Raw genomic sequence first — 24,452 nt, forward strand, 5'->3', positions numbered from 1 at the left:
AACCATATCAGCGCTTGGGCTTGAGGGCATAGCGGCGGGGGCTGAGGCGGCTGCGGGCGCGGAAGCTTGTGGGGCGGGGGCGGCACTTGGCTGTGCGTCCATCACATCGGCTTTAACGATCCGGCCTTTGGGGCCCGAGCCTGTTACTGTGGCCAGATCGAGGCCCTTGTCTGCGGCGATCCGGCGCGCGAGCGGCGAGGCAAAGATGCGGCTGCCGTCTTTTTGTGGCGCGGCGGGGGCCGGCGCGCTGGTGGCTGCGGCTTGTGGGGCAGGTGCTGCGGCGTTTGCGACGGGTGCTTCTGCGACTTTGGGGGCCGCTGCTGTGCCGATATCAGAGGCGCTTTCGCCGTCTTCGAGCAGGACCGCGATGACTGTGTTGACCTTTACGGCCTCTGTGCCTTCGGCGACCATGAGTTTGCCGATGACGCCTTCGTCGACCGCTTCAAACTCCATCGTGGCCTTGTCTGTCTCGATTTCGGCGAGAAGATCGCCCGAGGAGACGGTATCGCCTTCTTTGACGAGCCATTTGGCGAGCGTGCCTTCTTCCATGGTGGGCGAGAGGGCGGGCATGAGGATTTCTGTTGGCATGATCGCGCTCCCTTAGCGGTAGGTGACTTGTTTGACGGTGGCGACGACCTCATCGGTGGTCACCAGCGCATGTTTTTCAAGATTGGCGGCGTAGGGCATGGGGACATCCTTGCCTGTGCAGCTCAGCACGGGCGCATCGAGGTAGTCAAACGCGCGGGTCATGATGGTTGCGGCGAGGTGGTTGCCCATGGAAGCCACGGGCCAGCCCTCTTCGACTGTGACGCAGCGGTTTGTTTTCATCACCGAGGCGATGACTGTGTCATAATCAATCGGACGCAGGGTGCGCAGATCAATCACTTCAGCAGAGATGCCGTCTTCTGCGAGTTTCTCGGCGGCTTCCAAGGCGTAGGTCATGCCGATGCCAAACGAGACGATTGTGACGTCTGTGCCTTCGCGCCAGATACGGGCTTTGCCAAATGGAACTGTGAAGTCATCCATGACGGGCACATCAAAGGACTTGCCATAAAGGATCTCATTTTCGAGGAAGATCACCGGGTTGGGATCACGGATCGCCGTTTTCATGAGGCCTTTATAGTCAGAGGCCGAGTAGGGCATGACGACCTTGAGGCCCGGGATCTGCGCGTACCATGCGGCGTAGTCTTGAGAGTGCTGCGCGCCAACGCGTGCGGCTGCGCCATTGGGCCCACGGAAGACCATGGGCGCCCCCATCTGGCCGCCAGACATATAGAGCGTCTTGGCGGCTGAGTTGATAATATGATCAATGGCTTGCATGGCGAAGTTGAACGTCATGAACTCTACGATCGGACGCAGGCCACCAAAGGCTGCCCCGACACCGATCCCTGCAAAGCCATGCTCTGTGATCGGGGTATCGATGACGCGTTTAGAGCCGAACTCTTCAAGCATGCCTTGGGAAATTTTGTAAGCGCCCTGGTATTCGGCGACTTCCTCCCCCATGAGAAACACTGTCTCGTCACGGCGCATCTCTTCGGACATGCCTTCGCGCAGCGCTTCACGAACGGTCTGCTGCTTGACTTCGGTGCCTTCGGGCCAGTCGGGTGTCAGGTTGGCCACTGGGGCGGCGTCTGGCGCTGCGGCTTTGGCAGGGACGGGGGCTGCAGCGGCGGCAGCGGCGGCAGGTGCTGATGCTTCGACAGCTGCGGTCGCGGCGGCGGGCGCGGCGCTCATGTCTTCACCCTCTTCGCCAATAATCGCGATGGGAGTGTTGACTTTGACGCCTTCTGTGCCTTCGGCAATCAGGATTTTACCAATCACGCCTTCATCGACGGCTTCAAATTCCATCGTGGCCTTGTCGGTTTCGATTTCAGCGAGGATATCGCCAGATTGGACGGTATCGCCTTCTTTCACCAGCCATTTGGCCAATGTGCCTTCTTCCATAGTGGGCGAGAGGGCGGGCATGAGAATTTCGATTGCCATGGTGTGTGTCTCCCTCAGGCTTCTTGCCGAATGTCAGCGTAGATATCTGTCCAAAGCTCGCTCAGGTCGGGCTCGGGGCTTTCTTTGGCAAATTCGGCGGAGGCGTTGACCACGGCCTTGATCTCTTTGTCGATCTCTTTGAGCTCATCCTCAGTCGCGTGCTTGCCTGTGATCAGCATCTCGCGGACATGCTCGATACAGTCAGATTTCTCGCGGATTTTCTGCACTTCTTCGCGGGTACGATATTTGGCGGGATCAGACATGGAGTGACCACGGTAACGGTAGGTCATCATCTCCAGAATATAGGGGCCTTTGCCTGCGCGGCAGTGCGCGACAGCTTTTTCGCCCGCTTCCTTCACAGCCAGAACGTCCATGCCGTCAACCGCCTCACCGGGGATACCGAAGGCGATGCCGCGGGTGTGGATGTCGGGTGAGGAGGTCGAGCGCTGTTGAGATGTGCCCATGGCGTACTGGTTGTTTTCGATCACAAACACGACGGGCAGCTTCCAGAGCGCGGCCATGTTGAATGTTTCGTAGACTTGGCCTTGGTTGGCTGCGCCATCACCGAAGTAAGTAAAGGTGACATTGTCATTGCCTTTATACTGGTCCGAGAAGGCAAGACCCGCACCAAGCGGCACTTGCGCAGCAACGATGCCGTGGCCGCCGTAGAAGTGCTTCTCGGCGGAGAACATGTGCATGGACCCGCCTTTACCTTTGGAATAGCCGCCCTCGCGGCCAGTCAGCTCGGCCATAACGCCGTTTGGATCCATGCCGCAGGCGAGCATGTGGCCGTGATCTCGGTACGAGGTGAGGCGCTTATCGCCCTCTTTGGCAGAGGCTTCAAGCCCGACCACAACGGCCTCTTGACCAATGTAGAGGTGGCAGAAGCCGCCGATCAGGCCCATGCCATAGAGCTGGCCTGCCTTTTCTTCGAATCGGCGGATGAGAAGCATATCACGGTAATAGGCTTTGAGATCTTCTGCCGAAGTGTTTGATTTAGCTTTTGTTTTGCGGGTGGCCATAGGCGTGCGCCCCTTTCGTAAACAGATAGTTTAGCGTTAAACCATTTATTACACGAAATTATCTTGCGTGGCGAGAGTTTTTTGGGCGCTCATGCGCTCACAGGTGCAGGCTATGATCGACTCGTGTCTCAAGCTGGCTTAGGCTCGAACTTACAGCTTTTCAAACTGCCCGTTCTTCATGGGTGCAGATCGAACAAAGGAACGGAACCCTCATGCGCAAGATTTTCCTGACGTTTACACACGCCTTGATGCTGGCGATCGGCTTTGCACTTGGCATCTATATGTTGCCGATCCTGACTGCGCCCAAGGCGCCAGACGAGGCGACGCTGATGGCCTCGTCGCAAGGCGCGCTCTTCTCGGCGGAGTTTACCCGTGAGCTCAAGGGCAGTGACTTTCTGCATTGGGGGGAAGGCAGCGTCAGCCTCACTCAAAGCCAGATCGTCCATATGGGCAGCCTCGCGGCGGGGCCTGATTACATGGTCTATCTGGTGAGCGATTTTGTGCAGGACGAGGCCGAATTTAACGCGATCAAGCTGACCGCGCAGCTTATTGGCCCTGTCAAAACCTTTGACGGCTTTATTCTGGATATCCCTGAAGGCATAGACATCGAAGCTTACACGACCGTTGTGGTCTGGTGCGAGGCGTTTGGCGAGTTTATCACTGCGGCGCAGTATCGGGAGCCGACTTGAGCTAGGATGTGCAGCCTGAAAAGAGAAGTGTGGCCCGCGCATCTTGGGAGAAGCCGGCTGTGAGGCTGTCCGCACCTCGCGTGAGCGCGAGGGTTGCTCCGTCTATTTCGGAACCGGAGACCGTTGTTTCACGTTGGCCGAGGGTGTCATCTACATCAATCGTGAAGGCGATTTCGGCGCCTGCTGCAAGGCTGACAATGTTCAGCCTTAGGGCCGACTGCCCATCAAGCACCTCGGGGAGGCCTGCGAGCGCGTCAGCGCCAGTGACGATTTCAAAGGGTTGGAAGACCTGCACTCCAGCGCCTTGATCTGTCACATCAAAGATAAGCTTGCCGCGCGCTGTCGAGATATCAATGAGCACGGAAGCCTCTGTGATGGCGCAGGGGCCAGTGTTGAGCAGTGTGAAGCGATCTTTGGGTGCGCCTTCTGTGAAGATTGCAAGCATGTCGGCGGTGGCTTGGCTGGCGAGCAGTGGGAGCGTGAGCAAGAGGGCGAAAGCGGTCCTGGGTAGGGCGCGCATAATACTGTCCTCAAGCTGGTTGCATTTCGTCTGTTACGAAGCTGGTGCTGTTTTAGACGAGTTTTAGCGGGCGTGGGGCTGGGGCGTGTCGCCTTGAAACTGAAACGCCAATTCCATGTCAGGCCACGCCTTCTTGGGCTTTCGCTACCTTTGTCTCAGGGTAAAGGCAGGGCGTTTTAGCGGATGACGATTTCGTCGGCGCGCACATAACCGAGGATGTCGCGCGCGCGCTCTGAGAGCAGGTCAAGATCGAGGTAATCATCTGACAGGCGGGTTGTCAGGTTTTCCATGCGGGCGACGCGGGCTTCAAGGGAGGCGAGCTCGCGCGCGAGGGTCTTTTGCTCGGCCATGATTTCGGCGCGGCGGAACAGGCCGTAGTCGCCTTGAATGGCCGCAAAGGTAAAGTATAGCGTAAGGCTGAAGGCCACAGCAAAGAAGATAAGCGGCCCGAAGGCGGGCGATTTGCGCGGTGTCATAGTCTGCCTCGTTGCGCATTTGCGCTTGTTTTTGCTTGGCCTCTTTTGGACCTTCTTCACTTTGGCACAGGCGGTGGGAAGATGCAAAGATATGACGCGAGGTTTGCCTTGGCTTTCATGCGGTTGCGAGTCCTAAATGCCACAACTGAGTTGGCAGGAGTGCAGGATGCAGACCTATGGTGACTATGAGGCGCGGGTGCGCGAGAGCTTTGCGCGCCAGGCGATGATGCGCAGTCTTGGGGTTGAGATTGTCTCAGTGGGTGCGGGGGATGTTGTCTTTGAGATGCCTTTTGGCGCGGATTTCACCCAGCAGCACGGATTTATGCATGCGGGCGCGATCACAACGGTGCTTGATTCAGCGGCTGGGTTTGCGGCGCTGTCTGTGATGCCTGAGGAGGCGGGGGTGCTCACGATCGAACTGAAGACCTCTCTCATGCGGGTGGCCAAGGCAGAACGCTTTCGCTTTCACGGGCGTGTTGTGAAGGCCGGGCGTTCTGTGTGCTTTACAGAGGCTGTGGCCTATGGGCTTGAGGAGGGCGGTGCTGTGGAAGTGGCGCGGCTCACGGCGACTATGATGGTGATCAGCGGCCGTGAGGGCGTGAGCGGGTGATTGTGTTTCGCAGTTTCACGTTGTGACGCGACGATCGAAGTCGGGGACGTGTCCCCCTCGCCTTGGGATATTTCTGGCAAGAAAAAGGGGGCGGTCTGGTTAACCGCCGAGAGCGGCGACGCCGGGGAGGGTTTTGCCTTCCATCCATTCCAGAAAAGCCCCGCCTGCTGTGGAGATATAGCTGAAATCATCAGCCACGCCTGCGGCATTGAGAGCGGCGACGGTATCGCCGCCACCAGCCACTGTGACGAGCGCGTCTGCGCGGGTCAGTGCGGCAGCTTTTTGGGCGGCGGCTACGGTGGCTGTATCAAAAGGTGCAATTTCGAATGCGCCCAGAGGTCCGTTCCAGATCAGGGTTTTGAGGCTTTCAAACGCAGTGAGGATGGCCGCTGTAGAGGCTGCACCTGCATCAAGCACCATCTGGTCGCTCTCAAGCTTTGTGTCCGAACCAAGGGGGAGCGTGTCAAAGGGCGCACCCGCTTTGAAAGCCCGCGCGACGGCGCCGTCTTGTGGCAGAATGATTTGGCAACCAGTGGTTTTGGCTTTTGCCATGATTTCGCGGGCGGTGGGCAGCATGTCGGCCTCCACCAGTGAGGCGCCAAGGTCGGCGCCTTCCGCCATGAGGAAGGTATTTGCCATGCCGCCGCCAATGATCAGCACATCAAGTTTTTCCACGAGGTTGGACAGAAGGTCGAGCTTGGTGCTGACTTTGGCTCCGCCCACGACGGCCCCGACGGGGCGCTTAGGCTTTGCGAGTGCGCTTTCGAGCGCTGTGAGCTCGGCCTGCATAAGACGACCTGCGCAAGATGGCAGCAGGCGTGCGACACCCTCTGTGGAGGCATGGGCGCGGTGGGCGGCGGAGAAAGCATCATTGCAATAGACATCTGCCAGTCCCGCGAGGCGCGCCGCAAAGGCGGGGTCATTGGCTTCTTCGCCTGCATGGAAGCGGATGTTTTCGATCAGGATCACTTCTGCGGCGCGGGCTTCTTCTGGAAGATTTTCGGCAGCCTCCAGCGTCTCGACGAAAGACACCGTGTGCCCAAGCGCTTTTTCGAGTGCGGGCAGCACAATACGCAGGCTGAGATCGAGCACGGATTTGCCTTTGGGGCGGCCAAAATGCGCCACGAGCAAGGGCGTTCCGCCTTTGGCAAGGATCGCCTCGACTGTGGGCACAATGCGCTCGATACGGGTTGCGTCTGAGACGATGCCGTTCTGGACGGGGACATTGATGTCGACACGGGTGAGCACGCGTTTGCCCTTTAGGTCCAAGTCATCCAGTGTCATCCAGCCCATGCCGTGCTCCTTGCTTTGTCTTATACGTGTTTGGAGTGGGGTTTCGCGCGATTGGGCGCGATCGTCAAGCGTGGCATCGCCTTTGGGTGCGGGCGGGCTTGCCGAGCGGCGCTTTGAAGCTTAGGTATCTGCCAATCATTTTGACAGGAGCGCCCGATGGCCGACTATAAAGACCCCGAAAACACAATCTTGATCGAACTCAAGGATGGCACTGTTGTCATCGAACTGATGCCAGACATCGCTCCTGCGCATACCGCGCGTATGAAAGAGCTCGTGCGCGCTGGAAAATACGACAATGTTGCATTTCACCGTGTGATTGACGGCTTTATGGCCCAGACAGGTGATGTGCAGCACGCCAATATGGAAGTTGATTACAACCCTGGCCGCGCTGGCACGGGCGGCTCTGATTTGCCTGACCTGCCAGCCGAATTTGGCCGCATCCCGCACGCACGCGGCAGCATTGGCGCGGCGCGCTCGGCCAACCCGAACTCCGCCAACAGCCAGTTTTTCATCAACTTCAAAGACAATGACTTCCTCAACGGTCAATACACTGTCTATGGCCAAGTCACGAGCGGCATGGAGCATGTCGACAAGATCGCCCGTGGCGAGCCACCAATGAACCCAGATCGTATGATCTCGGTGAAAGTGGCTGCCGATGCGTAAGTTTGGGTATCTGAGTGTGGCGGCCGCGTTTTTGGCCGCCAGCCCTGCCTTTGCCACGGGTCTCAAAGTCGAGGTCGCAGGCGAGGCCAACGGCGTTATTCTGATCGATTTGCTTGAGGATGTCGCTCCCAAGCATGTCGAGCAGATTGCAGCGCTGGCCGCAGAGGGCCAATATGACGGGGTGGCTTTTCACCGCGTCATTGAGGGCTTCATGGCGCAGACGGGCGATGTCGTGATGGGCAAGATGGAAGGTGGCAATATGGCCATGGCGGGGACGGGCGGCTCGGACCGACCTGACCTGCCTGCGGAGTTTTCCGATATTCCTTATGAGCGTGGTATTGTCGGAATGGCCCGTTCGGCCAATCCGAACTCGGCCAACAGCCAGTTTTTCATCATGTTTACCGAGTATCCTTCGCTCAACGGGCAATACACTGTTGTGGGCCGTGTGACGGAAGGGCTTGATGTTCTGGATCAGATCAAGCTTGGCAAAGGGCGCAATGGCGCTGTGCTGGGTGCGCCTGATTATATGAAGAGCGTGACTGTCACCGAGTGATATGACGCGGTGATCACCTTTGCGTGGGGCGGCTAGGCAAGAGCCGCCCCATCGCGCAAGCTTCTTGCAAATGCGGGAGGCAGCTATGAAATCTCTTTACAGTATTTTGTTTTCGCTTTGGGGCGTGGCTGCTTTGGCGGACCCGAGCTTTTGGAAGCACGAGTGGCCCAATACCGACTTTTCAGTGACGAGCATTGAAAACTGGGTTGAGATTATGTCTGGCGGACCCGGCAGGGACGGCATTCCTGCGCTCATTGACCCCGCGTTTGAACCTGTCGGGGCGAAGAGCGGGCTTGGCGCACGCGAGGCTGTGATCGCGCTGGAGATCTTGGGCGAGGCGCGCGCCTATCCGCTGCGCTATCTGATGTGGCACGAAATTGTGAATGACGAGGTGGGCGGCGTGCCTGTGGCTGTGACGTTTTGCCCGCTCTGTAACTCGGCTGTGAGCTTTGATCGCCGCGTGGGGGGGCAAGTGCTCACGCTTGGGGTCACGGGGAAGCTGCGTGCTTCTGATATGGTGATGTATGATCGTGAGAGCGAAAGCTGGTGGCAGCAGGCGACAGGGGTTGGCATTGTTGGTGAGATGACGGGGGTTGAGCTTGAGACCCTGCCGAGCTGGATGGAAAGCTGGGAGAGTTTTGCGGCGCGCAATCCTGAGGGCCTTGTCATGAAAACGCCGACTTTTCGTCGACACTACGGCAAGAACCCCTATGTGGGCTATGACAGCGCGGCGCGGCCCTTTCTCTATTCGGGGGAGAACCCGCCTCATGATATTCATCCTTTGATGCGGGTCGTGCGCGTGGGAGAGCGGGCCTGGCCGATGTCGCGGCTGGAGGAGGCTGGAGAGCTACGCGAGGCTGGGGTTGTGATTTCGTGGATGGCGGGCAAGGCCTCGGCTCTGGACAGCACCACACTGGCGGCGGGACGGGATGTGGGGCAGGTACGGGTGCGCGACTCCTCTGGTGTGGATATTGTGCATGATGTGATGTTTGCTTTCGCCTATCACGCGTTTTGGCCTGAGGGCGCGTGGATGCTGGGCGAGTAGGTTTGCGCCGCGGGCCACCGCACCGCAGAAGCGGCGGGGGGCAGTGCCGCGCAGCATAGGAAAGGCGGGGGACCAGTCCCCCGCACCCCCTGGGATATTTTTGGAAAGAAAAAGGGTTAGACGGTTAAGTGAATGTTGAATCGGGCGCGGATGGCGGCGTCTGTGGCTGGGTCAAAGGCCGAGGGCGCGCGACGCGAAAGGATGTCGTGTTTGCGCGCGGTGGCTTTTTCAACCAGATCTGGCTTGTCCTTTTCGACCCATTCCTTGGGTGAGGTTCTGTCACCCAAAGTGGGGTATACATGGTCGGTTTGCATCCGCGAGAGCGTTCCGTCTGTGCCGAGGTAGTGGCCCGGGCCACCGAGACAGACTTCGCGCATTTGATCGAGGGCGAGGGTGGCCTCATCGACCTCGATACCGCGCACGCAGCGCTGGGCTTGACCGATAAGATCATCCGCGAGGATCAGGCTTTCGTGGCAAAAGCCTAGGAGGGAGGCGTGCATGCCTGCGGCCTCATAGACCATGTTGCAGCCCGCCAGACCGATCATGACGTTGGAGCACATTTGCTCCCAGCCAGCTTGCATATCAGGGAGTTTACTATCTGAGGCGCCGCCTGCGGACCCGCCGGGGAGGCCGTAGAACTTGTGCATCTGGGCGCAGCCAGCAGACAGAAGCGCCTGTTCGCCTGATCCGACGGTCATTGCGCCTGTGCGCAGATCAAGACCGAAGGGCCATGTGCCAAAAATGGCCGGATGGCCCGGGGCGATGGCGTTGACGTAGACGATGCCAGCGAGGCACTCGGCTGTGGCTTGCACGATTGCGCCAGCAATGGTGCTTGGCGCTGTCGCGCCCGCCATACCCGCAGACAGAAGAAGCACGGGCATGCCGCCGCGGATGCAGGCTTCCATGACCTCACAGGCTTCGGTTGCGAATTTCATTGGCGGGACAACGAAGCAGTTCGAGTTGCTCAGGAAGGGGCGCGCGCGCCAGTTGCTTTCGCCACCTGCTATCATGTGCAGCATTTCTAGGGCATCGGGGACAAAGGATGGCTCTGTGAAGGAGGTTCCGATGTGTTTGGTCGAGCCAGCACAGCAAGCGTAGATGGTGTTCAGATCCATCTCACGGTTGTCGGTGATGTCGCGGCACACCATAGGACGTTGGATGAAGTGCACATTGTCGAGTTCATGGGCGATACGGGCCGCGTCATGCAGATCTTGCACGGTGCTGTGGCGGTACGTGCGCCCGTCAGGTTCGACCATATTCACCGCAGCGCCTGCAGTGCCGTAGTGGACGCGCGCGCCCTCAAGCAGCAGGTCATGGGTTGGCTCGCGGCCAAAGAGTGTGATGGAGGTGGCGGCTTTGGCGAGCATGTCTTCCACCAGCGCGCGGGGGAAGCGGATGCGCCCGTCGTCGCCGAGGATTGCGCCTGCGCCTGTAAGAATTTCGACGCCAGAGGGCGGCGCATCGCAGAGGCCGATGGTTTCGAGCGCTTCAAGAGCGGCCTCGTGAATTTTGAGCACATCGGCATCTGTCAGGGGCTTGTAGCGCCCGCCTTCCATGCCTGCGCGGATCGGGCGGGTGGCGGCATCGAGGGGCGCTGCGCGGGCCGCGCGACGGGCATTGCGGCCTCCAGAACGTGTGGATGTTTTGATGGGTGTTTGGTCGGTCATGACTCTGGTCCTTTTGGGCGGTGTTCCGTGTTTGATGATGAAATCAAACGCGGAACGGACCGCCACGGGCCGCGCGACCACGCTCTGCACCAATGGTGCGGATGACAAGAGTGATTGTGCAAAACGGAGCCTGCATGACGCGCCTTTCAAAGACTATGCTTTGATTAAGCGGATTTTGAAGGTGCGATTCTGTCTTGAGTGCGACATTCTGTCGTTTTTGGAACGTGGGTCTTAAGCGAGGTTCGCCGCAAACGCAGCGATCTCTTTGATCGCTTCTTCAAAGGGGGTATCGGGGATTGTCATTGCGATACGCACATGGCCTGCGGCGGCATCTCCAAAGCTTTCACCTGGCATCACTGCGATATGACGCTCCATCAAAAGCTTGTCTGCGAAGTCATCGCCTGAAAGGCCCGTCGCGCGGATATCGAGTATGAGATACATCGCGCCTGAGGGTTGGGAGAGGCGGATCGCATTCTGGCCCTCGAGCGCCTTTTGCGCAAGGGCACGGCGGCGTTGGAACGGCGCGCCGATCTCGCTTTCAAAGGCTTCGCCAAGGCCGAGCGCGAAGAGAGCGGCACGCTGTGTGAAGCCTGCGACACCGTAGTTTGTATTGGTCAGAAGGTTCAGCAAATGGCCCATGGCCTCGTCTGGCCCGACGAGCCAGCCGACGCGGGAGCCTGTCATAGCGTGGCTCTTGGACATGGAGCCGACCACAAAGGTGCGCTCGGACATGCCCTCAAGGGAGCGGATCGAGATATGCTCGCCCTCCCAGACCTGCGTGTCATAGACTTCGTCAGATATCACGATAAGGTCGTGCTTTTTGGCGACAGCAGCGATGGCTTTTAGCGTGTCGCGGCCATAGACCGCGCCTGTGGGGTTGTTGGGCGAGTTGATGAGTAGGGCTTTGGCGCCTGCGGCGGCAGCATCGAGTGCTTCAAATGTAGGCAGGAACCCGTTGTCTGCTTCGGCTGTGACCGCCTTTGGCACACCGCCGACGGAGCGGATCGTGCCGGGGTAGGTGGCGTAGTATGGGTTGATGTAGAGCGCTGTGTCGCCCTCATCGAGGGCCGCACGCAAGGCGGCGAAGAGCGCGGCTTGCCCGCCTGCTGTGATGAGCACATTGTCGAGTGTGGTGGGAACGCCTGTGCGCGCAGTGAGCCGCGTGGCCACGGCGTTGCGCAGATCATCAATACCAGGAACCATGGCATAGCCTGTGGCGCCGCCCAATGCGGCGGCGTGCATGGCCTCAAGGATGCGTGTGTCTGTCTTGATGTCGTGTTCGCCGATGGTGAGCTCGGTGATATCATGGCCCTCAGAGATCATCTTGCGGGCTTTGATGAAGAGATCCCAGCCGTCTGAGCCGCCGCCTGTGATGGTTGTGATGGTGTTGGACAAGCGCATGGGGGCCTCGCAGCAGTTTGGGTGAGTCTCAAGTGGGCCCATGGGCCTTGCTTCAAGGCGCAATGTCAACTCGTGGCGCGGTTTTTCTTGGCAGGCGCGCGCGAATGGGCTATCGCTTGGCGCATGAGAACGATGATTTGCATTGTCTGCTGCATTATTACCTGCTGAGACATCAGGCGGGCCGTTCTTCTTATTCCATCTCATTGTGTAAGTTGTTAAGCCCGCCAGAAGAGCGCATTTGCGCGCATGAGGGCCGACCATGACCGAGATAAAGCTATACAACACCAAGACCCGCAAGAAAGAGGTCTTTGAGCCGATCGACGCTGACAATGTGCGGATGTATGTCTGTGGGCCAACAGTCTATGACCGTGCGCATATCGGCAATGCGCGGCCTGTGATTGTGTTTGATGTGCTGTTTCGGCTTCTGCGCCATGTTTGCGGCAAAAAGCATGTGACCTATGTGCGCAACTTCACCGATGTGGATGACAAGATCAACGCACGCGCCGCCGAGAGCGGGCGCAGCATTGGCGAAATCACGGCGGAGACAACTCAGTGGTATCTGGAGGATATGGCTGAGGTGGGCGCGCTCGAGCCGACGCATATGCCAAGGGCGACAGGGTATATTGGCGAGATGATCGCCATGATCGAGGCGCTGATTGCGAAAGACCATGCCTATCCGGCCGAGGGCCATGCGCTCTTTCGGGTGCGCTCTTATGAGAACTATGGCGCGCTGTCGGGGCGCGATATGGACGATATGATCGCGGGGGCGCGTGTGGAAGTGGCGCCTTACAAGGAAGACCCGATGGATTTCGTTTTGTGGAAGCCCTCCAGCGAGGATCAGCCCGGGTGGGACAGCCCTTGGGGGCGTGGCCGTCCTGGCTGGCATATTGAATGCTCGGCCATGGCGAAGGCGCTTTTGGGCGATGTGTTTGATATTCACGGTGGCGGGCTGGACTTGCAGTTTCCGCACCACGAAGACGAGATCGCCCAGAGCTGCTGTGCCAATGGCACAGAGGAAATGGCGCGGTTCTGGATGCACAACGAGATGTTGCAGGTCGAGGGCAAGAAGATGTCCAAGTCTTTGGGCAACTTCTTCACAGTGCGCGACTTACTGGAGCAGGGCGTTCCGGGGGAAGTGATACGGTTTGTGATGCTCTCGACGCATTATCGCAAGCCGATGGACTGGACCGAGAAGAAGCGGGCAGAGGCGGAGAAGACGCTTTATCAATGGCGTGAAAACCTCACGGGTGTCGAGCCATCAAAGCCGAATGATGAGTTGGTCGCTATACTTGGCCAAGACCTGAATACGCCTCAAGCAGTGTCCCAGATGAGAGTTTTGTTTCTGTCTTGGATTAACGCTAGAACACATGGTGAAAACTTCGACAAATCAGAGCTTGAATGGGAGGCTGAGTTTCTTGCATCGGCGCAACTGATGGGCTTGCTCACGCCGGAGGGCGGTAAATGGTTTGACCAGTCTTTCGACTTCTCTTGGCATATAGATGCTTTCTTGAAAGCCAGAGATGAGGCCATGGATAGCAAGGATTTTTCAAAACTTGATGCTTTGAAAGAGCAGCTTGTCGAAGCTGGGGTTGTGGTCAAAATGTCGAAAGAGGGGGTAGAGATGTCTCAAGGTCCGAATTTTGATGCAAGCAAGATGGTGGGACTAGCTTGATGCTGATCGCAGATAACCAACGGCGCGCATGCGCCATGCCCGACCTCCCCCCAGGGAGGGCATTCTCCAAACCGCTGTTGCGCGCGCTGGGCTGTGGGTCGGCAGAAGCACCCTTGCAACCCGTTGCGAAGGCCCTCCCTAGGTCGGGCATGGCGCATGCTCTTGCGAGGCTTGGCCAATGACTGAACGTCTCTATATCTACGACACAACCTTGCGCGACGGGCAGCAGACCCAAGGCGTTCAATTTTCCACGCCTGAGAAGCACCGCATCGCGGCGATGCTGGATGAGCTGGGGGTGGATTATATTGAAGGCGGCTGGCCCGGGGCGAACCCGACGGACAGTGACTTTTTCAACGAAGCGCCCAAGACGCGGGCGCGCTTTACGGCCTTTGGCATGACCAAGCGGGCAGGGCGCTCTGCCGAGAACGACGATGTGCTTGCTCAGGTCATGAACGCGGGCACAAAGCATGTTTGTCTTGTGGGCAAGACTCATGACTTTCATGTAGAGATGGCGCTGGGCATCAGCCTTGAGGAGAATGTCGAGAACATCCGTGCCTCTATTGCCTATGTCGTGGCCCAAGGCCGTGAGGCGTTGTTTGATGCGGAGCATTTCTTTGACGGCTACAAGGCCAATCCTGCCTATGCGCTCACCTGCCTGAAGGCCGCGCATGACGCAGGCGCGCGCTGGGTTGTCTTATGTGACACCAACGGCGGCACGCTGCCCCATGAGGTCTATCAGATCACCAAGGCGGTGATTGATGCGGGGATCGCGGGCGACAAGATCGGTATTCACACCCACAACGATACAGAAAATGCGGTGGCCTGTTCTTTGGCCGCGATCGACGCGGGTGCGCGGCAGGTGCAGGGGACACTCAACGGCCTCGGCGAGCGCTGCGGCAATGCAAACCTCACCACGCTCATTCCGACGCTCTTGCTCAAGGAGCCTTACGCGAGCCTGTTTGAGACGGGTGTGAGCCGTGAGACGCTGGCGGGGCTGACCACAGTGAGCCGCAAGCTTGACGATATTCTGAACCGTGTCCCGATGCGCCAAGCGGCCTATGTTGGCGCGAGCGCTTTTGCCCATAAGGCGGGGTTGCATGCCAGTGCCATCCTGAAAGACCCGAGCACCTATGAGCACATAGCGCCCGAGAGCGTGGGCAATGCGCGTATCATCCCGATGTCCAATCAGGCGGGGCAAAGCAACTTGAGGAAACGGCTTCAAGACGCTGGTATTAAAGTCAAAAAAGACGATCCAGCGCTGGGGCTGATCCTTGATCAGATCAAGGCGCGCGAGGCCGACGGCTATACCTATGACAGCGCTCAGGCGAGTTTCGAGCTTTTGGCGCGGCGCGCGCTTGGGCAAATGCCAGAGTTTTTCGAGGTGAAGCGCTACCGCGTGAGCATCGAGCGGCGCAAGAACAAGTACAACAAGACAGTCTCGCTCTCCGAGGCGGTTGTCGTGCTCAAGGTTGATGGCGAAAAGCGCCTTTCAGTGAGCGAAAGCATGGATGAAACAGGCTCTGACCGCGGCCCTGTGAATGCGCTCGCCAAGGCGCTGGCTAAGGATTTGGGCCGTTATGGTGAAGTGATTGCTGATATGCGGCTTGTCGACTTTAAGGTGCGCATCACCCAAGGCGGTACGGAGGCCGTGACGCGCGTGATTATCGACAGTGAAGACGCAGAGGGGCGGCGCTGGAGCACTGTGGGCGTTTCGGCCAATATTGTGGATGCGAGCTTTGATGCGCTTCTGGATGCGATAAACTGGAAGCTGTTGCAGAGCACATGAGCGCGCAAGAAACAGATCATATTGCTGCCTGTGCTGAGATTGTTTACAAGGGTGATCCTGCACGCTTTCGCGCGGCGATGGCAGCTCCGCTGGGTCTGCGCGAAAAGCTCTTGGTGCTCTATGCCTTCAATGTCGAGGTGGCACGCGCGCCTTGGGTGACGGCTGAGGCGATGATTGCGGAGATGCGCCTGCAATGGTGGCATGATGCATTGGGCGAGATTGCCGCAGGCGGGGCTGTGCGCCGCCACGAGGTTGTTACGCCACTCTCAGAATGCCTGACGCCCGCGCAGGCGCTTGCGCTGCAAAGCTTTGTCGAGGCGCGGCGGTGGGATATTTACCCGGATGCTTTCGCAGATGAGGCAGCCCTTTGGACCCATCTGGGTAACACCACAGGCGCTTTGATGCGCGCAGCCCTTGGGCTGGCGGGGACAGAAACCACGCCAAAGCTTGACGAGGGCCTCAAAGCTGTGGCGCTTGCGGGGTGGCTGACAGCGGTTCCAGCCCTGGTCGGACAAAACCGTCACCCGTTGCCAGACACATCGGAGGCCGCGATCAGGGCTCTGGCAAAAGAGGGGCTCGCAAAACTCAGAACAGCGCGCAAGGCGCCACTGCCCAAACAGGCGCGCCGCGCCCTTTTGGCAGGTTGGCAGTCTGAGCCGCTGCTCAAACTGGCCATCAAAGAGCCCGCGCGCGTGCTCAACGGGACGCTGGAGCTGGCACCATTCCGCGCTCAGATACGGCTCGCAAGGCTTGCGCTCACAAACCGCTGGTAGGCCTTTTTCTTTCTCAAAATATCCTGGGGGTCTGGGGGCAAAGCCCCCAGCGGGTCGGATTTTCGCGCAGCGAAAATTCGAAGCTTAATCCTTGGGGCGCAACACGAGCCAGATCAGCGCGCCGCCTGCCAGCATCAAAAACGGTGCCATCGCCAGATTGACCGAGACCCAACCCGCTTGTGCCGATGTGCCAGAGCAGTTCATCAGCCCACTCGAGGCCAGCGAGGCCATAAACACGCCGCCAAAGACGATCAGGTCGTTCATGCCTTGGACGCGCCCTCTTTCGTGAGGAGCGTGGCTGCCTGCCAGCATCGTTGTCGCGCCGATAAAGCCGAAGTTCCAGCCGACGCCCAAGAGAATGAGCGCCACAAAGAAATGTTCCAGATCAACACCCATAAGCGCCACAGCGCCAGCACCTGCGAGAATCAGCAGGCCAAGCGCCACGATCTTTTCCGCGCCGTGCCGCGCGATCAGGTGGCCCGTGAAGAAGCTGGGCACATACATTGCCAGAACGTGGGCCGTGACAACATAGCCTGCGATAAACTGGAACTGATCACGCATGCTCCCTGCGGGCACAACGCCTTCAATCCAGGCGGGGATTTCTGTTTCGCCGCCCACGCCACAGCCGACGACGGCCAGAGGTGTTGAGGTCATGACAAGGTTCATCAACGCGTAGGAGACCATGGCCGAGATGATCGCGACCGCGACCACAGGTGTTTTGAGCAAGTCCAGCCGAGAGCGTCCGCGCGGCGCGTCATGGGCCGGGACGGGGGGCTTTGGAATATCAAGGAACAAGAACAGAATCGAGCCGACGATATTGAGGGCCATCACGGTCAGGTAGGTTCCCATGAAGGGGATCGCGCCAAAGGCCATCGAAGAATAATTGCCAAGCTGCGGGCCGATGATCGCCGCGAGCAGGCCGCCCGCCATGACATAGGAGATTGCTTTGGGGCGAAACGCGTCTGATGCGGTATCGGCGGCGGCGAAGCGGTAAAACCCTTGAGCAGACATGTAGATGCCTGTGATCAGGCTACCGAAAAGATAAATGCCAAAAGAGGCGTTATAGAGGCCGTAGGCACAGATTGCCGCGCCCGTTGCACCGGCTGCCGCGCCAAGCAGAAAGCCCGCGCGCCGTCCGTAGGATTGCATAAACCAGCTCAGGGGCGTGGCTGCAATCATCGAGCCAAGGACGATCATGGAGATTGGCAGGGTGGCAAAGCAGAGATTCGTTGTCAGCATCTGCCCCGCGAGGCCGCCAATTGTGAAGATCATCGGCATTTGCGATCCAAGCAGCGCTTGGGCAAAGACCAGAATCCACACGTTGCGCTTCGCGCGGGCGTGGTTCTCTGGTTCGTTAACGGGTGAAGCTGTTTGTGTCATGGGGCAATGGCTAGACCCTTTTTTAGGCCCTCGCAAGCGCGATGGAGGTGCGTGTCAGCGCTAACGATCGCATTTTTCAGCCCTTGAAGCTCTATTGCGTCTTTTCACTTTGCCACGCAGGGCTTAGATAAGGTGAGCAAAGTTACGGTGAAGCGCCAAAGCGCGCGCCGACCAAGGGAGAAAGACATGCTAAACAATATCGGCCTGCCGGGCCTACTTCTCATCGCCGTTGTGGTACTCGTGCTGTTCGGGCGCGGTAAGATTTCTTCGCTCATGGGCGAAGTGGGCAAGGGCATTACAGCCTTTAAAAAAGGTGTCAAAGACGGCACAGAAGAGCTCGAAGACCAAATGGCCGAAGAGGCCAAGGACGTCACGCCTGCTGAAGAAAAAGACAAGGCGTAACGCTTTATGTTTGATCTTGGCTGGACCGAGCTTCTGGTCGTTGGCATCGTCGCACTGATCGTCGTTGGACCCAAAGACTTGCCTGTTCTCTTTCGCAAAGCGGGAGAGTTCGTCGGTAAGATGAAGGGCATGGCGCGTGAGTTTTCCACCGCGATGAACAATGCTGCCGACGAAAGCGGTATGCGCGACACGGCCAAGAGCCTGCGCGATATTGCTGATCCCAAGAAGATGGGCCTCGACGGGATCAAGGATGCGGTGAAAGACGCCGCCAAGTGGGACCCTGAGAGCGAGACCGGCAAGCTTGCGGCCAAGCGCCAAGCCGAGCGGGACCGCATGGTCGAAGAGGCCAACGCCTCGGCCGCCGAGACGGCCAAGCAAGTGCGCGAGGCTCATGCTGCGCGCCAAGCCGCTGAGAGTGCCAAAGCGGCTCCTGCTCAGAAAGCGGCCCCCAAAAAGACAACGACAGCAAAGAAGCCCGCAGCCAAGACGGCTGCTGCTAAAAAGCCGGCTGCAAAAACAGCTGCTGACAAAACACCCGCCTCGAAAGCGGCCCCCAAGACGGCAGCGAAACCCGCAGCCAAGTCTGCTGCGAAGACGGCCGCGAAGAAGCCCGCTGCAAAGGCCAAAGCCAAAGCGAAGCCTGCTGGAGATAAAGCATGAGCCAGTCCGATACGCCCGATGAAATGGACGCCTCCAGCGCGCCGCTGATCGAGCATCTGGCCGAGCTGCGAACGCGGCTCATCCGCTCCGTTCTGGCGTTTATTGTCGGGATTGTTCTGGCCTTTATGGTGGCTGAGCCGATCCTGCAATTCTTGCTCACTCCGATTGAAGAGACGCTGCGCAATCTGGGCGACCCTTCGCCAACACTGCAGTATACCTCGCCGCAGGAATACCTTTTCACGCTGTTTCGTATTTCTATGGTGTTCGGCTTTGCGCTCGCCTTTCCTGTGATCGCGTTTCAGATGTGGCGCTTTGTGGCGCCTGGCCTTTACAAGAACGAGCAGGGCGCCTTCCTTCCGTTCATCATCGCGTCGCCTTTGATGTTTATGCTTGGTGCATCCTTCGCACAGTTTGTTGTGACGCCGCTGGCGATGCAGTTCTTTCTTGGGTTTGCCGATGTGAGCTCGATCTTTGCCAACTTGCTGTCCCGCACTGTTGAAAACTTGCCCGAAGCGACGGCTGTTGTACCTGAAACAAGTGAAGGTGTGAAAATTACCTTCTTTGGTAAGGTCAACGAGAGCCTTGATATTACTCTGAAATTCATCATAGCCTTTGGTATGTGCTTCCAACTGCCTGTGCTTTTGACTCTGATGGGCAAGGCGGGGCTTGTGAGTGCTGAGGGCCTTGGGGCTGTGCGCAAATATGCGATGGTGGGTATTCTGCTACTGGCCGCTCTGGTGACGCCGCCCGATGTTGTCACCCAGCTTATTCTGTTTACCGTGGTCTATGGCCTTTACGAAATCTCGATCCTGCTTGTGGGCCGTGTTGAGAAAAAGCGCGACGACAAGCTGCGCGAAGAGGGCTATTTTGACGACGAGGAAGAGTTTGACGACCCGCTGATGCGCGAGTTTGACGAAGACTTGGCCGCAGAAGAAGAGGCGGACGACAAGGCAGACAAAAGCTGATGAGCGACGAGCTTGCCCGCATAGCGGCCGCGCTTGAGCGGATGAGCCCGTCGCCAGAAGCCGCGCCCGATTTTGACGCGGCGGACGCCTTCGTTTGGCATGTGGAGCCTGACCGGCTCGTACCTGTGGCCAAGGTGAGCCGTGTTGATCTCTCGCTGCTGATCGGAGTTGAGCGCTCGCGTAATACCTTGCTTGTGAACACGCGTCAGTTTGCCAAAGGCTTGCCCGCCAACAACGCTCTTCTTTGGGGCGCACGTGGGATGGGCAAAAGCTCTTTGGTCAAGGCCATCCATGCGCAGATCTTGACAGAAGGTTTGCCGCTCAAGATTGTCGAGTTGCAGCGCGAAGACCTGCCCAGCGTGACGCGGCTTTTGGGGCAACTGCGCAACAGCGAGGCACGGTTTGTGCTCTTTTGCGACGATCTTTCGTTTAGCCATGATGATGAACATTACAAGTCACTCAAGGCTGTTCTGGATGGTGGGATCGAGGGGCGCCCCGAGAATGTGATTTTCTATGCGACATCAAACCGTCGCCATCTGATGCCGCGTGATATGATTGAAAACGAACGGTCCAGCGCGATCAATCCCGGCGAGGCAGTGGAAGAGAAAGTCTCACTGAGCGATCGGTTTGGTCTGTGGCTTGGGTTCCATCCCTGTACGCAAGACGAATATCTTGCGATGATTCACGGCTATTGTGCCCACTTCGGGATTGCCTATGACGAGGCCGAATTGCGCGCCGAAGCGATTGAGTGGCAAGCCACGCGCGGCGCGCGCTCAGGCCGTGTGGCATGGCAATACGTGACAGATCTGGCAGGGCGTAAGGGCGTGGCTCTGGCGTAAACCTGCGCCTTTTTCTTTCCATAAATATCCTAGCGAGTCGGCGCAGCAAGTGCTCGCTATCGGTTTACGCGCTGTCTTTGCAAGCTGCTTGGGGGAGTTTAAGGGGGACCCGTCCCCCTCAACGGGTCAGATTTTGCGAAGCAAAATTTGACATCACTGCAAATAAGGCAGGGGATCGACGCTTTCAAAGCCTTTGCGCACCTCAAAGTGCAGATAGGACGACTCGCCTGAACGCACGGTGGCAAGCTTCTGGCCACGGCTCACGCTATCGCCTTTTTTCACAGTGATATTGCCGACATTTGCATAGACTGTGAGCAGGTTGTCAGGGTGCTTGACCACGATAATCGGCACCTGGTCTGCGTCCGAAGTGATTGCGGCGATGGTGCCTGCGCCAGCGGCTCCGATGGGTGTGCCTGAGGGCGCTGCGATGTCGATGCCGTCATTTTTGCCTTTGGCGTATTCACGGATGATTTTACCGCGCACAGGGTAGGCGAACTTGCCATTGCTGGCGGCGGCGGTCTGCGTTTTGCCAAGGTCGGGCGTGGGCGCAGACGCGGGTGCTGCGGCGACAGTGGATTCGTCTTTGGGCAAGGGCGTGACTGCGCTTGGGGGTACAGGGGTCGGCGAGCCAACGCCGGGCTTGGGAACCTCGGCCAGTTTTGGTTCGGCGGGCTTGGCCAGTAAGGGTTTTTCTGCGAGCGGTGTCGGGATCAGGAGGAATTGTCCCTCGCGGATGGAGAAGGAGCTGTCGAGGCCGTTCCAGTCTGCGAGTGAACGCACAGATGTGTTGTAAAGGCGCGCCACCGTATAGGCGGTTTCGCCGCGCACGACCTTGTGTCGGATCGGCTCGATCCCTTGCTGGGCCGTGGCGACGGGCTGTGGGGCAGCGCTCACGTTTGCGGGCTCGGCGCGCTCAATCGCGCCTTCTGCCAGCTCTGTGATATCGACTGTCGGGGCTTGGATGGGCCCCGTGGTAAGAGCGCCTGTGGCCGGCGATGGCTCAGCGACGCGGCTTGGCAGGGCGATGATTTCGCCGGGACGCAGGGGATCGCCTGTCTGGATGCCGTTGTAGCGGGCGAGCGCGACAGGATCCGCGCCGATGCGGTTGGCGAGGGTGGCGAGCGTGTCGCCACGTTGGGCCACAGCCACTTGGTAATTGGGGTAGGAGATGATCCCGCGGTCATCGGGGCGAGGGCGCTCGGCCGTGGCGCTGCGCGCGGCGTCTGAGGTATCCGCGCTGGAACCAAGCTTGCCGCGCAGATCGAAGTCCAGTGGGCGATCGCAGCCTGCGAGCAAGGCAAGCGCTGTGCTTGCGGCTAGAAATTTGATTGCGAACCCTTTGGTCATCTCGATATCCTCACACCTGCTCTTTTTGTCCAGAGCTTTTGTTACTTGCACGGCCTGCCCCTTGGGGCGACGACCTCAGGCTTCTTTTCCGAGCCCCTCCAGCAGGGGCACAAAGCGCACTGGGCGCAGTTCTTCATAGTCAAACCCGTCGTCATTCCGTGTGACTTTGATCAGGCTTTGCACCGCATCAGACTGCCCGACGGGTACGATCATGATACCGCCAATTTTGAGCTGAGCCAAGAGTGGGCCGGGAGGGTCTTCTGCAGCGGCCGTCACGATGATGCGATCAAAGGGGGCTTGATCGGGCAGTCCGAAGCTACCGTCGCCCGCCATGGCTGTTACATTGGTCAGATCAAGGCGCTGGAACAGCGCTTGGGTTTCGCGCACGAGGCGTCTGTGGCGCTCGATCGTATAGACGCGGCGGGCCAAGAGGCTGAGGATTGCGGCTTGATAGCCTGAGCCAGTGCCGACCTCGAGCACCTTGTCGCGCGGGCCGACCTCAAGCGCCTGAGTCATCAGGCCCACAACCGACGGCTGGGAAATGGTCTGGCCACAAGCGATGGGCAGGGGCGTGTCCTCGTAGGCGCGCTCTTCAAACGTGCCGCGCACGAAGTGGCCGCGATCCATCCGCTCCATCGCGGCAAGCACGCGCTGATCAATCACCCCTTTGGAGCGCAGCGCGTAGATAAACTGCATTTTCTGTTCTTGAAGGTCCAGCGCGGGATCAGTCATGTGTTGACGCTTTCAAACTGGCTCAGCATGTCATGAGCCGTCAGATCGGCACGCATGGGCGTGATGGAGATATAGCCGTCTAGATTGACGTCCGCATCCGAGCCAGGCGTGGAGGGCACGCGCTGGTCGTGGCCTTTGATCCAGAGGAAGCGGCGGCCAGACGGCGACAGGTGCGGTTCTACACCGAACGTGACGCCTTGGCGGAATCCTTGAACGGCGACGCGGCTGCCCTTGACCCCTGCAGCGGGAACGGGCGGGAAATTGACGTTGTAAAACAGGCGGTAGTCCTGTTCTGTTTTGGGCGCGGCTGCGAGCATTTTGCGCAGAAGCGCGGCGCCATGGACCTCAGCGGCTTCAAACGGATTGTCTATGTCAACGTTCTCTGGCCCAAGGTATTGTGACAGGGCTACGGCAGGCAGCCCTTGTAGCGCGGCTTCCATTGCACCGCCAAGGGTGCCTGAATAGAGCGCATTTTCGGCAGAGTTGTTGCCGCGGTTGACGCCAGACAGCACAAGATCGGGCCGCTCGGGCAGGATGTCATGCAGGCCTGCGAGGACGCAATCGGCGGGAGAGCCTTCGGCAGCGTAGCGCTGCTTGCCCATCTTCTGCACCATCATCGGATGCGTGTAACTGATGCAATGGCCAACACCTGACTGCTCAAATGCAGGGGCGACAATCCAGACCTCGCCCTTCGCGCCAGCCAGATCCCACGCTATTTTTTCGAGCGATTTAAGGCCGGGGGCATTGATGCCGTCGTCGTTGGTGAGAAGAATACGCATAGGGCCGCCTGACTGTTTTTTATTTGAATAAAGGAGGGGCGCGCACAGAGCAAGGCGGCGTTGGCGCGGGGTTTGCAATAGAGTCGTTTATGCGACAGTTTAAAAGGCTTCGAATTGCGCTGCGCGCAATCCGACCAGTTGAGGGGGGCCAGTCCCCCTCAAACTCCCCCAGGGATATTTCTAGAAAGAAAACTGCGGGGTTAGCTGTTGAGTTCGGCGAGGAGGCGTGCGGCCTCGGCGGCAGGCGGCGCAAGGGAGACGCGGTCTTCGCCCGGGAAGAAGCGGGCACGCAGGGCCGTTGCCAGCGGCTTGGGCTTCAGAATGTGGACCTTGGGGCCTGTTTTGACGGTCTCGGCCTGCCAGCTGCGGGCGAGCGCGATTTGAGCGGTTTTGGTTGTGCCATAGGCGCCAAAAAACTTCTCTCCGCCATGCGTGTCTTCAAAGAAGAGCGCGTTGCTGTCGGGTGTGAGCAGGGGGGAAATATAACCGATCAGCAACCCAGTCGCTTTGAGGTTGATGCTGATTGATTTTTCCCAGCCCTTCATGTCCATGTGATCGGCTGGTGAAAGGGGGGCGGCGTGGGCTGCAGTATGTGCCCAGATATCCACGCTGCCCCAGCGGTCATAAATCGAGCGGCAGAGTTGCGCCATGGCTTCGGTGTTGGTGATGTCCATGGGGGCAAGTGTTGCTTGCCCGCCCTTGGCTTTGATGCGGTCATCGAGTTCTTCCAGAGCGCCTGTTGTACGCCCGACAGCGACGATATGATGAGTTTCGTAAAGGGCCTCGGCAAGGGCTGCTCCGAGGCCGCGAGACGCGCCAGTTATAAGGGCGATTTTATTATTCATATCAGTAGCTTTCGTGGCGTTTTTAGTGCTATTTTTACTCAGCAGCCTTCATCTCGAAGCCTTTTGAGACCATGTCTGCAGGCACGACAGGGTACTCACCAGAGAAGCAGGCATCGCAATATTGTGGACAGCTCTTGTTGCGGCCTTCGGCCTCCCCGACGGCGCGGTACAGCCCGTCCAGAGAGATAAATTTGAGGCTGTCCACAGCGAGATGCTCGCGCATTTCTTCTTCGGACATTGTTGCGGCGAGGAGTTTTTCGCGTTGTGGTGTGTCAACGCCGTAAAAACACGGCCAAGCTGTCGGGGGGGATGCGATGCGGAAGTGGACCTCGGCGGCGCCGGCATCAAGG

The 24,452-nt window shown here is 58.7% G+C and carries 26 protein-coding genes and 1 pseudogene; 13 read left to right on the top strand and 14 right to left on the bottom strand.

What is annotated here, in order from left to right:
• The 3 genes from P8O11_RS13410 to pdhA all read right to left on the bottom strand — a co-directional run.
• The coding region (locus P8O11_RS13410) for a biotin/lipoyl-containing protein (protein ID WP_300294921.1) at positions 1-588 on the bottom strand (588 nt) is incomplete at its 3' end.
• A 12-nt stretch (positions 589-600) separates the two neighbouring features.
• Complete coding sequence (locus P8O11_RS13415) at positions 601-1,983, bottom strand: pyruvate dehydrogenase complex E1 component subunit beta (protein WP_300294922.1); 1,383 nt, start codon at positions 1,981-1,983, stop codon at positions 601-603.
• Positions 1,984-1,997: 14 nt separating this feature from the next.
• Complete coding sequence (pdhA, locus tag P8O11_RS13420) at positions 1,998-3,005, bottom strand: pyruvate dehydrogenase (acetyl-transferring) E1 component subunit alpha (RefSeq protein WP_300294923.1); 1,008 nt, start codon at positions 3,003-3,005, stop codon at positions 1,998-2,000.
• A gap of 212 nt (positions 3,006-3,217) precedes the next feature.
• On the opposite strand from pdhA, the gene P8O11_RS13425 reads away from it, so the two are divergent.
• Positions 3,218-3,694 (top strand): DM13 domain-containing protein, encoded by a 477-nt coding sequence (locus tag P8O11_RS13425; protein ID WP_300294924.1) that lies wholly within the window; start codon positions 3,218-3,220, stop codon positions 3,692-3,694.
• A gap of 1 nt (position 3,695) precedes the next feature.
• Here P8O11_RS13425 and P8O11_RS13430 read toward each other — a convergent pair whose 3' ends face one another.
• Positions 3,696-4,214 (bottom strand): aggregation factor core, encoded by a 519-nt coding sequence (locus P8O11_RS13430; protein ID WP_300294925.1) that lies wholly within the window; start codon positions 4,212-4,214, stop codon positions 3,696-3,698.
• A 176-nt stretch (positions 4,215-4,390) separates the two neighbouring features.
• On the bottom strand, positions 4,391-4,690 hold the full coding sequence (locus P8O11_RS13435; RefSeq protein WP_089890454.1) for a septum formation initiator family protein: 300 nt from the start codon (positions 4,688-4,690) through the stop codon (positions 4,391-4,393).
• A 136-nt stretch (positions 4,691-4,826) separates the two neighbouring features.
• Between P8O11_RS13435 and P8O11_RS13440 the strand changes: the two genes are divergently transcribed.
• On the top strand, positions 4,827-5,300 hold the full coding sequence (locus P8O11_RS13440; RefSeq protein ID WP_300294926.1) for a PaaI family thioesterase: 474 nt from the start codon (positions 4,827-4,829) through the stop codon (positions 5,298-5,300).
• Between the two features lie 99 nt (positions 5,301-5,399).
• On the opposite strand, the gene pgk is transcribed toward P8O11_RS13440, so the two are convergent.
• On the bottom strand, positions 5,400-6,593 hold the full coding sequence (gene pgk / locus P8O11_RS13445) for a phosphoglycerate kinase (protein ID WP_300294927.1): 1,194 nt from the start codon (positions 6,591-6,593) through the stop codon (positions 5,400-5,402).
• 156 nt (positions 6,594-6,749) lie between these two features.
• Between pgk and P8O11_RS13450 the strand changes: the two genes are divergently transcribed.
• The 3 genes from P8O11_RS13450 (at position 6,750) to P8O11_RS13460 (ending at position 8,854) form a co-directional block, all read left to right on the top strand.
• Entirely contained in the window at positions 6,750-7,256 is a 507-nt protein-coding gene (locus P8O11_RS13450; protein WP_300294928.1) for a peptidylprolyl isomerase, read from the top strand.
• Positions 7,249-7,809, top strand: a complete 561-nt coding sequence (locus P8O11_RS13455; protein WP_089890463.1) for a peptidylprolyl isomerase — start codon at positions 7,249-7,251, stop codon at positions 7,807-7,809. The genes P8O11_RS13450 and P8O11_RS13455 overlap by 8 nt, the downstream gene beginning before the upstream one ends.
• Positions 7,810-7,894: 85 nt before the next feature.
• A complete protein-coding gene (locus P8O11_RS13460) occupies positions 7,895-8,854 on the top strand; it encodes a DUF3179 domain-containing protein (protein WP_300294929.1) in 960 nt (319 codons plus the stop codon).
• A gap of 116 nt (positions 8,855-8,970) precedes the next feature.
• Here the strand turns inward: P8O11_RS13460 and P8O11_RS13465 are convergent, their stop codons facing one another.
• Entirely contained in the window at positions 8,971-10,521 is a 1,551-nt protein-coding gene (locus P8O11_RS13465; RefSeq protein ID WP_300294930.1) for a trimethylamine methyltransferase family protein, read from the bottom strand.
• Here P8O11_RS13465 and P8O11_RS13470 point away from each other — a divergent pair.
• Positions 10,520-10,756, top strand: coding sequence for a hypothetical protein (locus P8O11_RS13470; protein ID WP_300294931.1), 237 nt, complete (start codon positions 10,520-10,522; stop codon positions 10,754-10,756). The two genes, P8O11_RS13465 and P8O11_RS13470, sit on opposite strands and share 2 nt — an antisense overlap.
• Here P8O11_RS13470 and P8O11_RS13475 read toward each other — a convergent pair.
• Entirely contained in the window at positions 10,753-11,922 is a 1,170-nt protein-coding gene (locus P8O11_RS13475; protein WP_300294932.1) for a pyridoxal phosphate-dependent aminotransferase, read from the bottom strand. The genes P8O11_RS13470 and P8O11_RS13475 overlap by 4 nt on opposite strands.
• Positions 11,923-12,181: 259 nt before the next feature.
• Between P8O11_RS13475 and cysS the strand changes: the two genes are divergently transcribed.
• From cysS to P8O11_RS13490, 3 genes are all read left to right on the top strand, one after another.
• Positions 12,182-13,594: a cysteine--tRNA ligase gene (gene cysS, locus P8O11_RS13480; RefSeq protein WP_300294933.1), complete on the top strand. Its 1,413-nt coding sequence runs from the start codon at positions 12,182-12,184 to the stop codon at positions 13,592-13,594.
• Between the two features lie 178 nt (positions 13,595-13,772).
• Positions 13,773-15,380: a citramalate synthase gene (cimA, locus tag P8O11_RS13485; RefSeq protein WP_300294934.1), complete on the top strand. Its 1,608-nt coding sequence runs from the start codon at positions 13,773-13,775 to the stop codon at positions 15,378-15,380.
• A complete protein-coding gene (locus tag P8O11_RS13490; protein WP_300294935.1) occupies positions 15,377-16,153 on the top strand; it encodes a squalene/phytoene synthase family protein in 777 nt (258 codons plus the stop codon). The genes cimA and P8O11_RS13490 overlap by 4 nt, the downstream gene beginning before the upstream one ends.
• An 84-nt stretch (positions 16,154-16,237) precedes the next feature.
• Here the strand turns inward: P8O11_RS13490 and P8O11_RS13495 are convergent, their stop codons facing one another.
• Positions 16,238-17,533 (bottom strand): MFS transporter, encoded by a 1,296-nt coding sequence (locus P8O11_RS13495; protein WP_300294936.1) that lies wholly within the window; start codon positions 17,531-17,533, stop codon positions 16,238-16,240.
• Between the two features lie 186 nt (positions 17,534-17,719).
• Between P8O11_RS13495 and P8O11_RS13500 the strand changes: the two genes are divergently transcribed.
• The 4 genes from P8O11_RS13500 to P8O11_RS13515 are packed head-to-tail and all read left to right on the top strand — an operon-like array spanning position 17,720 to position 20,399.
• Entirely contained in the window at positions 17,720-17,935 is a 216-nt protein-coding gene (locus P8O11_RS13500; RefSeq protein ID WP_089890482.1) for a twin-arginine translocase TatA/TatE family subunit, read from the top strand.
• Positions 17,936-17,941: 6 nt separating this feature from the next.
• Positions 17,942-18,595, top strand: coding sequence for a Sec-independent protein translocase protein TatB (tatB, locus tag P8O11_RS13505; protein WP_300294937.1), 654 nt, complete (start codon positions 17,942-17,944; stop codon positions 18,593-18,595).
• A complete protein-coding gene (locus tag P8O11_RS13510; RefSeq protein WP_089890487.1) occupies positions 18,592-19,560 on the top strand; it encodes a twin-arginine translocase subunit TatC in 969 nt (322 codons plus the stop codon). Before tatB ends, P8O11_RS13510 begins: the two co-directional genes overlap by 4 nt.
• Positions 19,560-20,399 carry an ATP-binding protein gene (locus tag P8O11_RS13515; protein WP_300294938.1) on the top strand — a complete coding sequence of 280 codons (840 nt, stop codon included), beginning with the start codon at positions 19,560-19,562 and terminating at the stop codon, positions 20,397-20,399. The genes P8O11_RS13510 and P8O11_RS13515 overlap by 1 nt, the downstream gene beginning before the upstream one ends.
• Positions 20,400-20,552: 153 nt before the next feature.
• Here P8O11_RS13515 and P8O11_RS13520 read toward each other — a convergent pair whose 3' ends face one another.
• The 5 genes and pseudogenes from P8O11_RS13520 to P8O11_RS13540 all read right to left on the bottom strand — a co-directional run.
• Complete coding sequence (locus tag P8O11_RS13520) at positions 20,553-21,746, bottom strand: LysM peptidoglycan-binding domain-containing M23 family metallopeptidase (RefSeq protein ID WP_300294939.1); 1,194 nt, start codon at positions 21,744-21,746, stop codon at positions 20,553-20,555.
• A gap of 75 nt (positions 21,747-21,821) precedes the next feature.
• Positions 21,822-22,478 carry a protein-L-isoaspartate(D-aspartate) O-methyltransferase gene (locus tag P8O11_RS13525; protein ID WP_089890494.1) on the bottom strand — a complete coding sequence of 219 codons (657 nt, stop codon included), beginning with the start codon at positions 22,476-22,478 and terminating at the stop codon, positions 21,822-21,824.
• The gene (gene surE, locus P8O11_RS13530) at positions 22,475-23,257 is read right to left on the bottom strand and encodes a 5'/3'-nucleotidase SurE (RefSeq protein ID WP_300294940.1); all 783 of its coding nucleotides are present in this window, start codon (positions 23,255-23,257) and stop codon (positions 22,475-22,477) included. The genes P8O11_RS13525 and surE overlap by 4 nt, the downstream gene beginning before the upstream one ends.
• A 200-nt stretch (positions 23,258-23,457) precedes the next feature.
• Positions 23,458-24,102 carry an SDR family oxidoreductase gene (locus tag P8O11_RS13535; protein WP_300294941.1) on the bottom strand — a complete coding sequence of 215 codons (645 nt, stop codon included), beginning with the start codon at positions 24,100-24,102 and terminating at the stop codon, positions 23,458-23,460.
• 34 nt (positions 24,103-24,136) lie between these two features.
• A pseudogene (locus tag P8O11_RS13540) lies at positions 24,137-24,452 on the bottom strand (amidophosphoribosyltransferase); the annotation flags it as partial.

The organism is Lentibacter sp. (assembly GCF_029254145.1).
In the GTDB taxonomy this organism is placed as follows: Bacteria; Pseudomonadota; Alphaproteobacteria; order Rhodobacterales; family Rhodobacteraceae; genus Lentibacter.

Bases quoted from the DNA above. Each gene is read 5' to 3' on its own strand.
- P8O11_RS13435 (WP_089890454.1), bottom strand. From the start codon at position 4,690: ATGACACCGCGCAAATCGCCCGCCTTCGGGCCGCTTATCTTCTTTGCT.
- P8O11_RS13465 (WP_300294930.1), bottom strand. From the start codon at position 10,521: ATGACCGACCAAACACCCATCAAAACATCCACACGTTCTGGAGGCCGC.
- P8O11_RS13525 (WP_089890494.1), bottom strand. From the start codon at position 22,478: ATGACTGATCCCGCGCTGGACCTTCAAGAACAGAAAATGCAGTTTATC.
- pdhA (WP_300294923.1), bottom strand. From the start codon at position 3,005: ATGGCCACCCGCAAAACAAAAGCTAAATCAAACACTTCGGCAGAAGAT.
- P8O11_RS13495 (WP_300294936.1), bottom strand. From the start codon at position 17,533: ATGACACAAACAGCTTCACCCGTTAACGAACCAGAGAACCACGCCCGC.
- P8O11_RS13460 (WP_300294929.1), top strand. From the start codon at position 7,895: ATGAAATCTCTTTACAGTATTTTGTTTTCGCTTTGGGGCGTGGCTGCT.
- P8O11_RS13415 (WP_300294922.1), bottom strand. From the start codon at position 1,983: ATGGCAATCGAAATTCTCATGCCCGCCCTCTCGCCCACTATGGAAGAA.
- P8O11_RS13440 (WP_300294926.1), top strand. From the start codon at position 4,827: ATGCCACAACTGAGTTGGCAGGAGTGCAGGATGCAGACCTATGGTGAC.
- P8O11_RS13510 (WP_089890487.1), top strand. From the start codon at position 18,592: ATGAGCCAGTCCGATACGCCCGATGAAATGGACGCCTCCAGCGCGCCG.
- cysS (WP_300294933.1), top strand. From the start codon at position 12,182: ATGACCGAGATAAAGCTATACAACACCAAGACCCGCAAGAAAGAGGTC.
- P8O11_RS13515 (WP_300294938.1), top strand. From the start codon at position 19,560: ATGAGCGACGAGCTTGCCCGCATAGCGGCCGCGCTTGAGCGGATGAGC.
- cimA (WP_300294934.1), top strand. From the start codon at position 13,773: ATGACTGAACGTCTCTATATCTACGACACAACCTTGCGCGACGGGCAG.
- surE (WP_300294940.1), bottom strand. From the start codon at position 23,257: ATGCGTATTCTTCTCACCAACGACGACGGCATCAATGCCCCCGGCCTT.
- P8O11_RS13535 (WP_300294941.1), bottom strand. From the start codon at position 24,102: ATGAATAATAAAATCGCCCTTATAACTGGCGCGTCTCGCGGCCTCGGA.
- P8O11_RS13470 (WP_300294931.1), top strand. From the start codon at position 10,520: ATGACTCTGGTCCTTTTGGGCGGTGTTCCGTGTTTGATGATGAAATCA.
- P8O11_RS13520 (WP_300294939.1), bottom strand. From the start codon at position 21,746: ATGACCAAAGGGTTCGCAATCAAATTTCTAGCCGCAAGCACAGCGCTT.
- P8O11_RS13425 (WP_300294924.1), top strand. From the start codon at position 3,218: ATGCGCAAGATTTTCCTGACGTTTACACACGCCTTGATGCTGGCGATC.
- P8O11_RS13500 (WP_089890482.1), top strand. From the start codon at position 17,720: ATGCTAAACAATATCGGCCTGCCGGGCCTACTTCTCATCGCCGTTGTG.
- tatB (WP_300294937.1), top strand. From the start codon at position 17,942: ATGTTTGATCTTGGCTGGACCGAGCTTCTGGTCGTTGGCATCGTCGCA.
- P8O11_RS13430 (WP_300294925.1), bottom strand. From the start codon at position 4,214: ATGCGCGCCCTACCCAGGACCGCTTTCGCCCTCTTGCTCACGCTCCCA.
- P8O11_RS13490 (WP_300294935.1), top strand. From the start codon at position 15,377: ATGAGCGCGCAAGAAACAGATCATATTGCTGCCTGTGCTGAGATTGTT.
- pgk (WP_300294927.1), bottom strand. From the start codon at position 6,593: ATGGGCTGGATGACACTGGATGACTTGGACCTAAAGGGCAAACGCGTG.
- P8O11_RS13475 (WP_300294932.1), bottom strand. From the start codon at position 11,922: ATGCGCTTGTCCAACACCATCACAACCATCACAGGCGGCGGCTCAGAC.
- P8O11_RS13450 (WP_300294928.1), top strand. From the start codon at position 6,750: ATGGCCGACTATAAAGACCCCGAAAACACAATCTTGATCGAACTCAAG.
- P8O11_RS13455 (WP_089890463.1), top strand. From the start codon at position 7,249: ATGCGTAAGTTTGGGTATCTGAGTGTGGCGGCCGCGTTTTTGGCCGCC.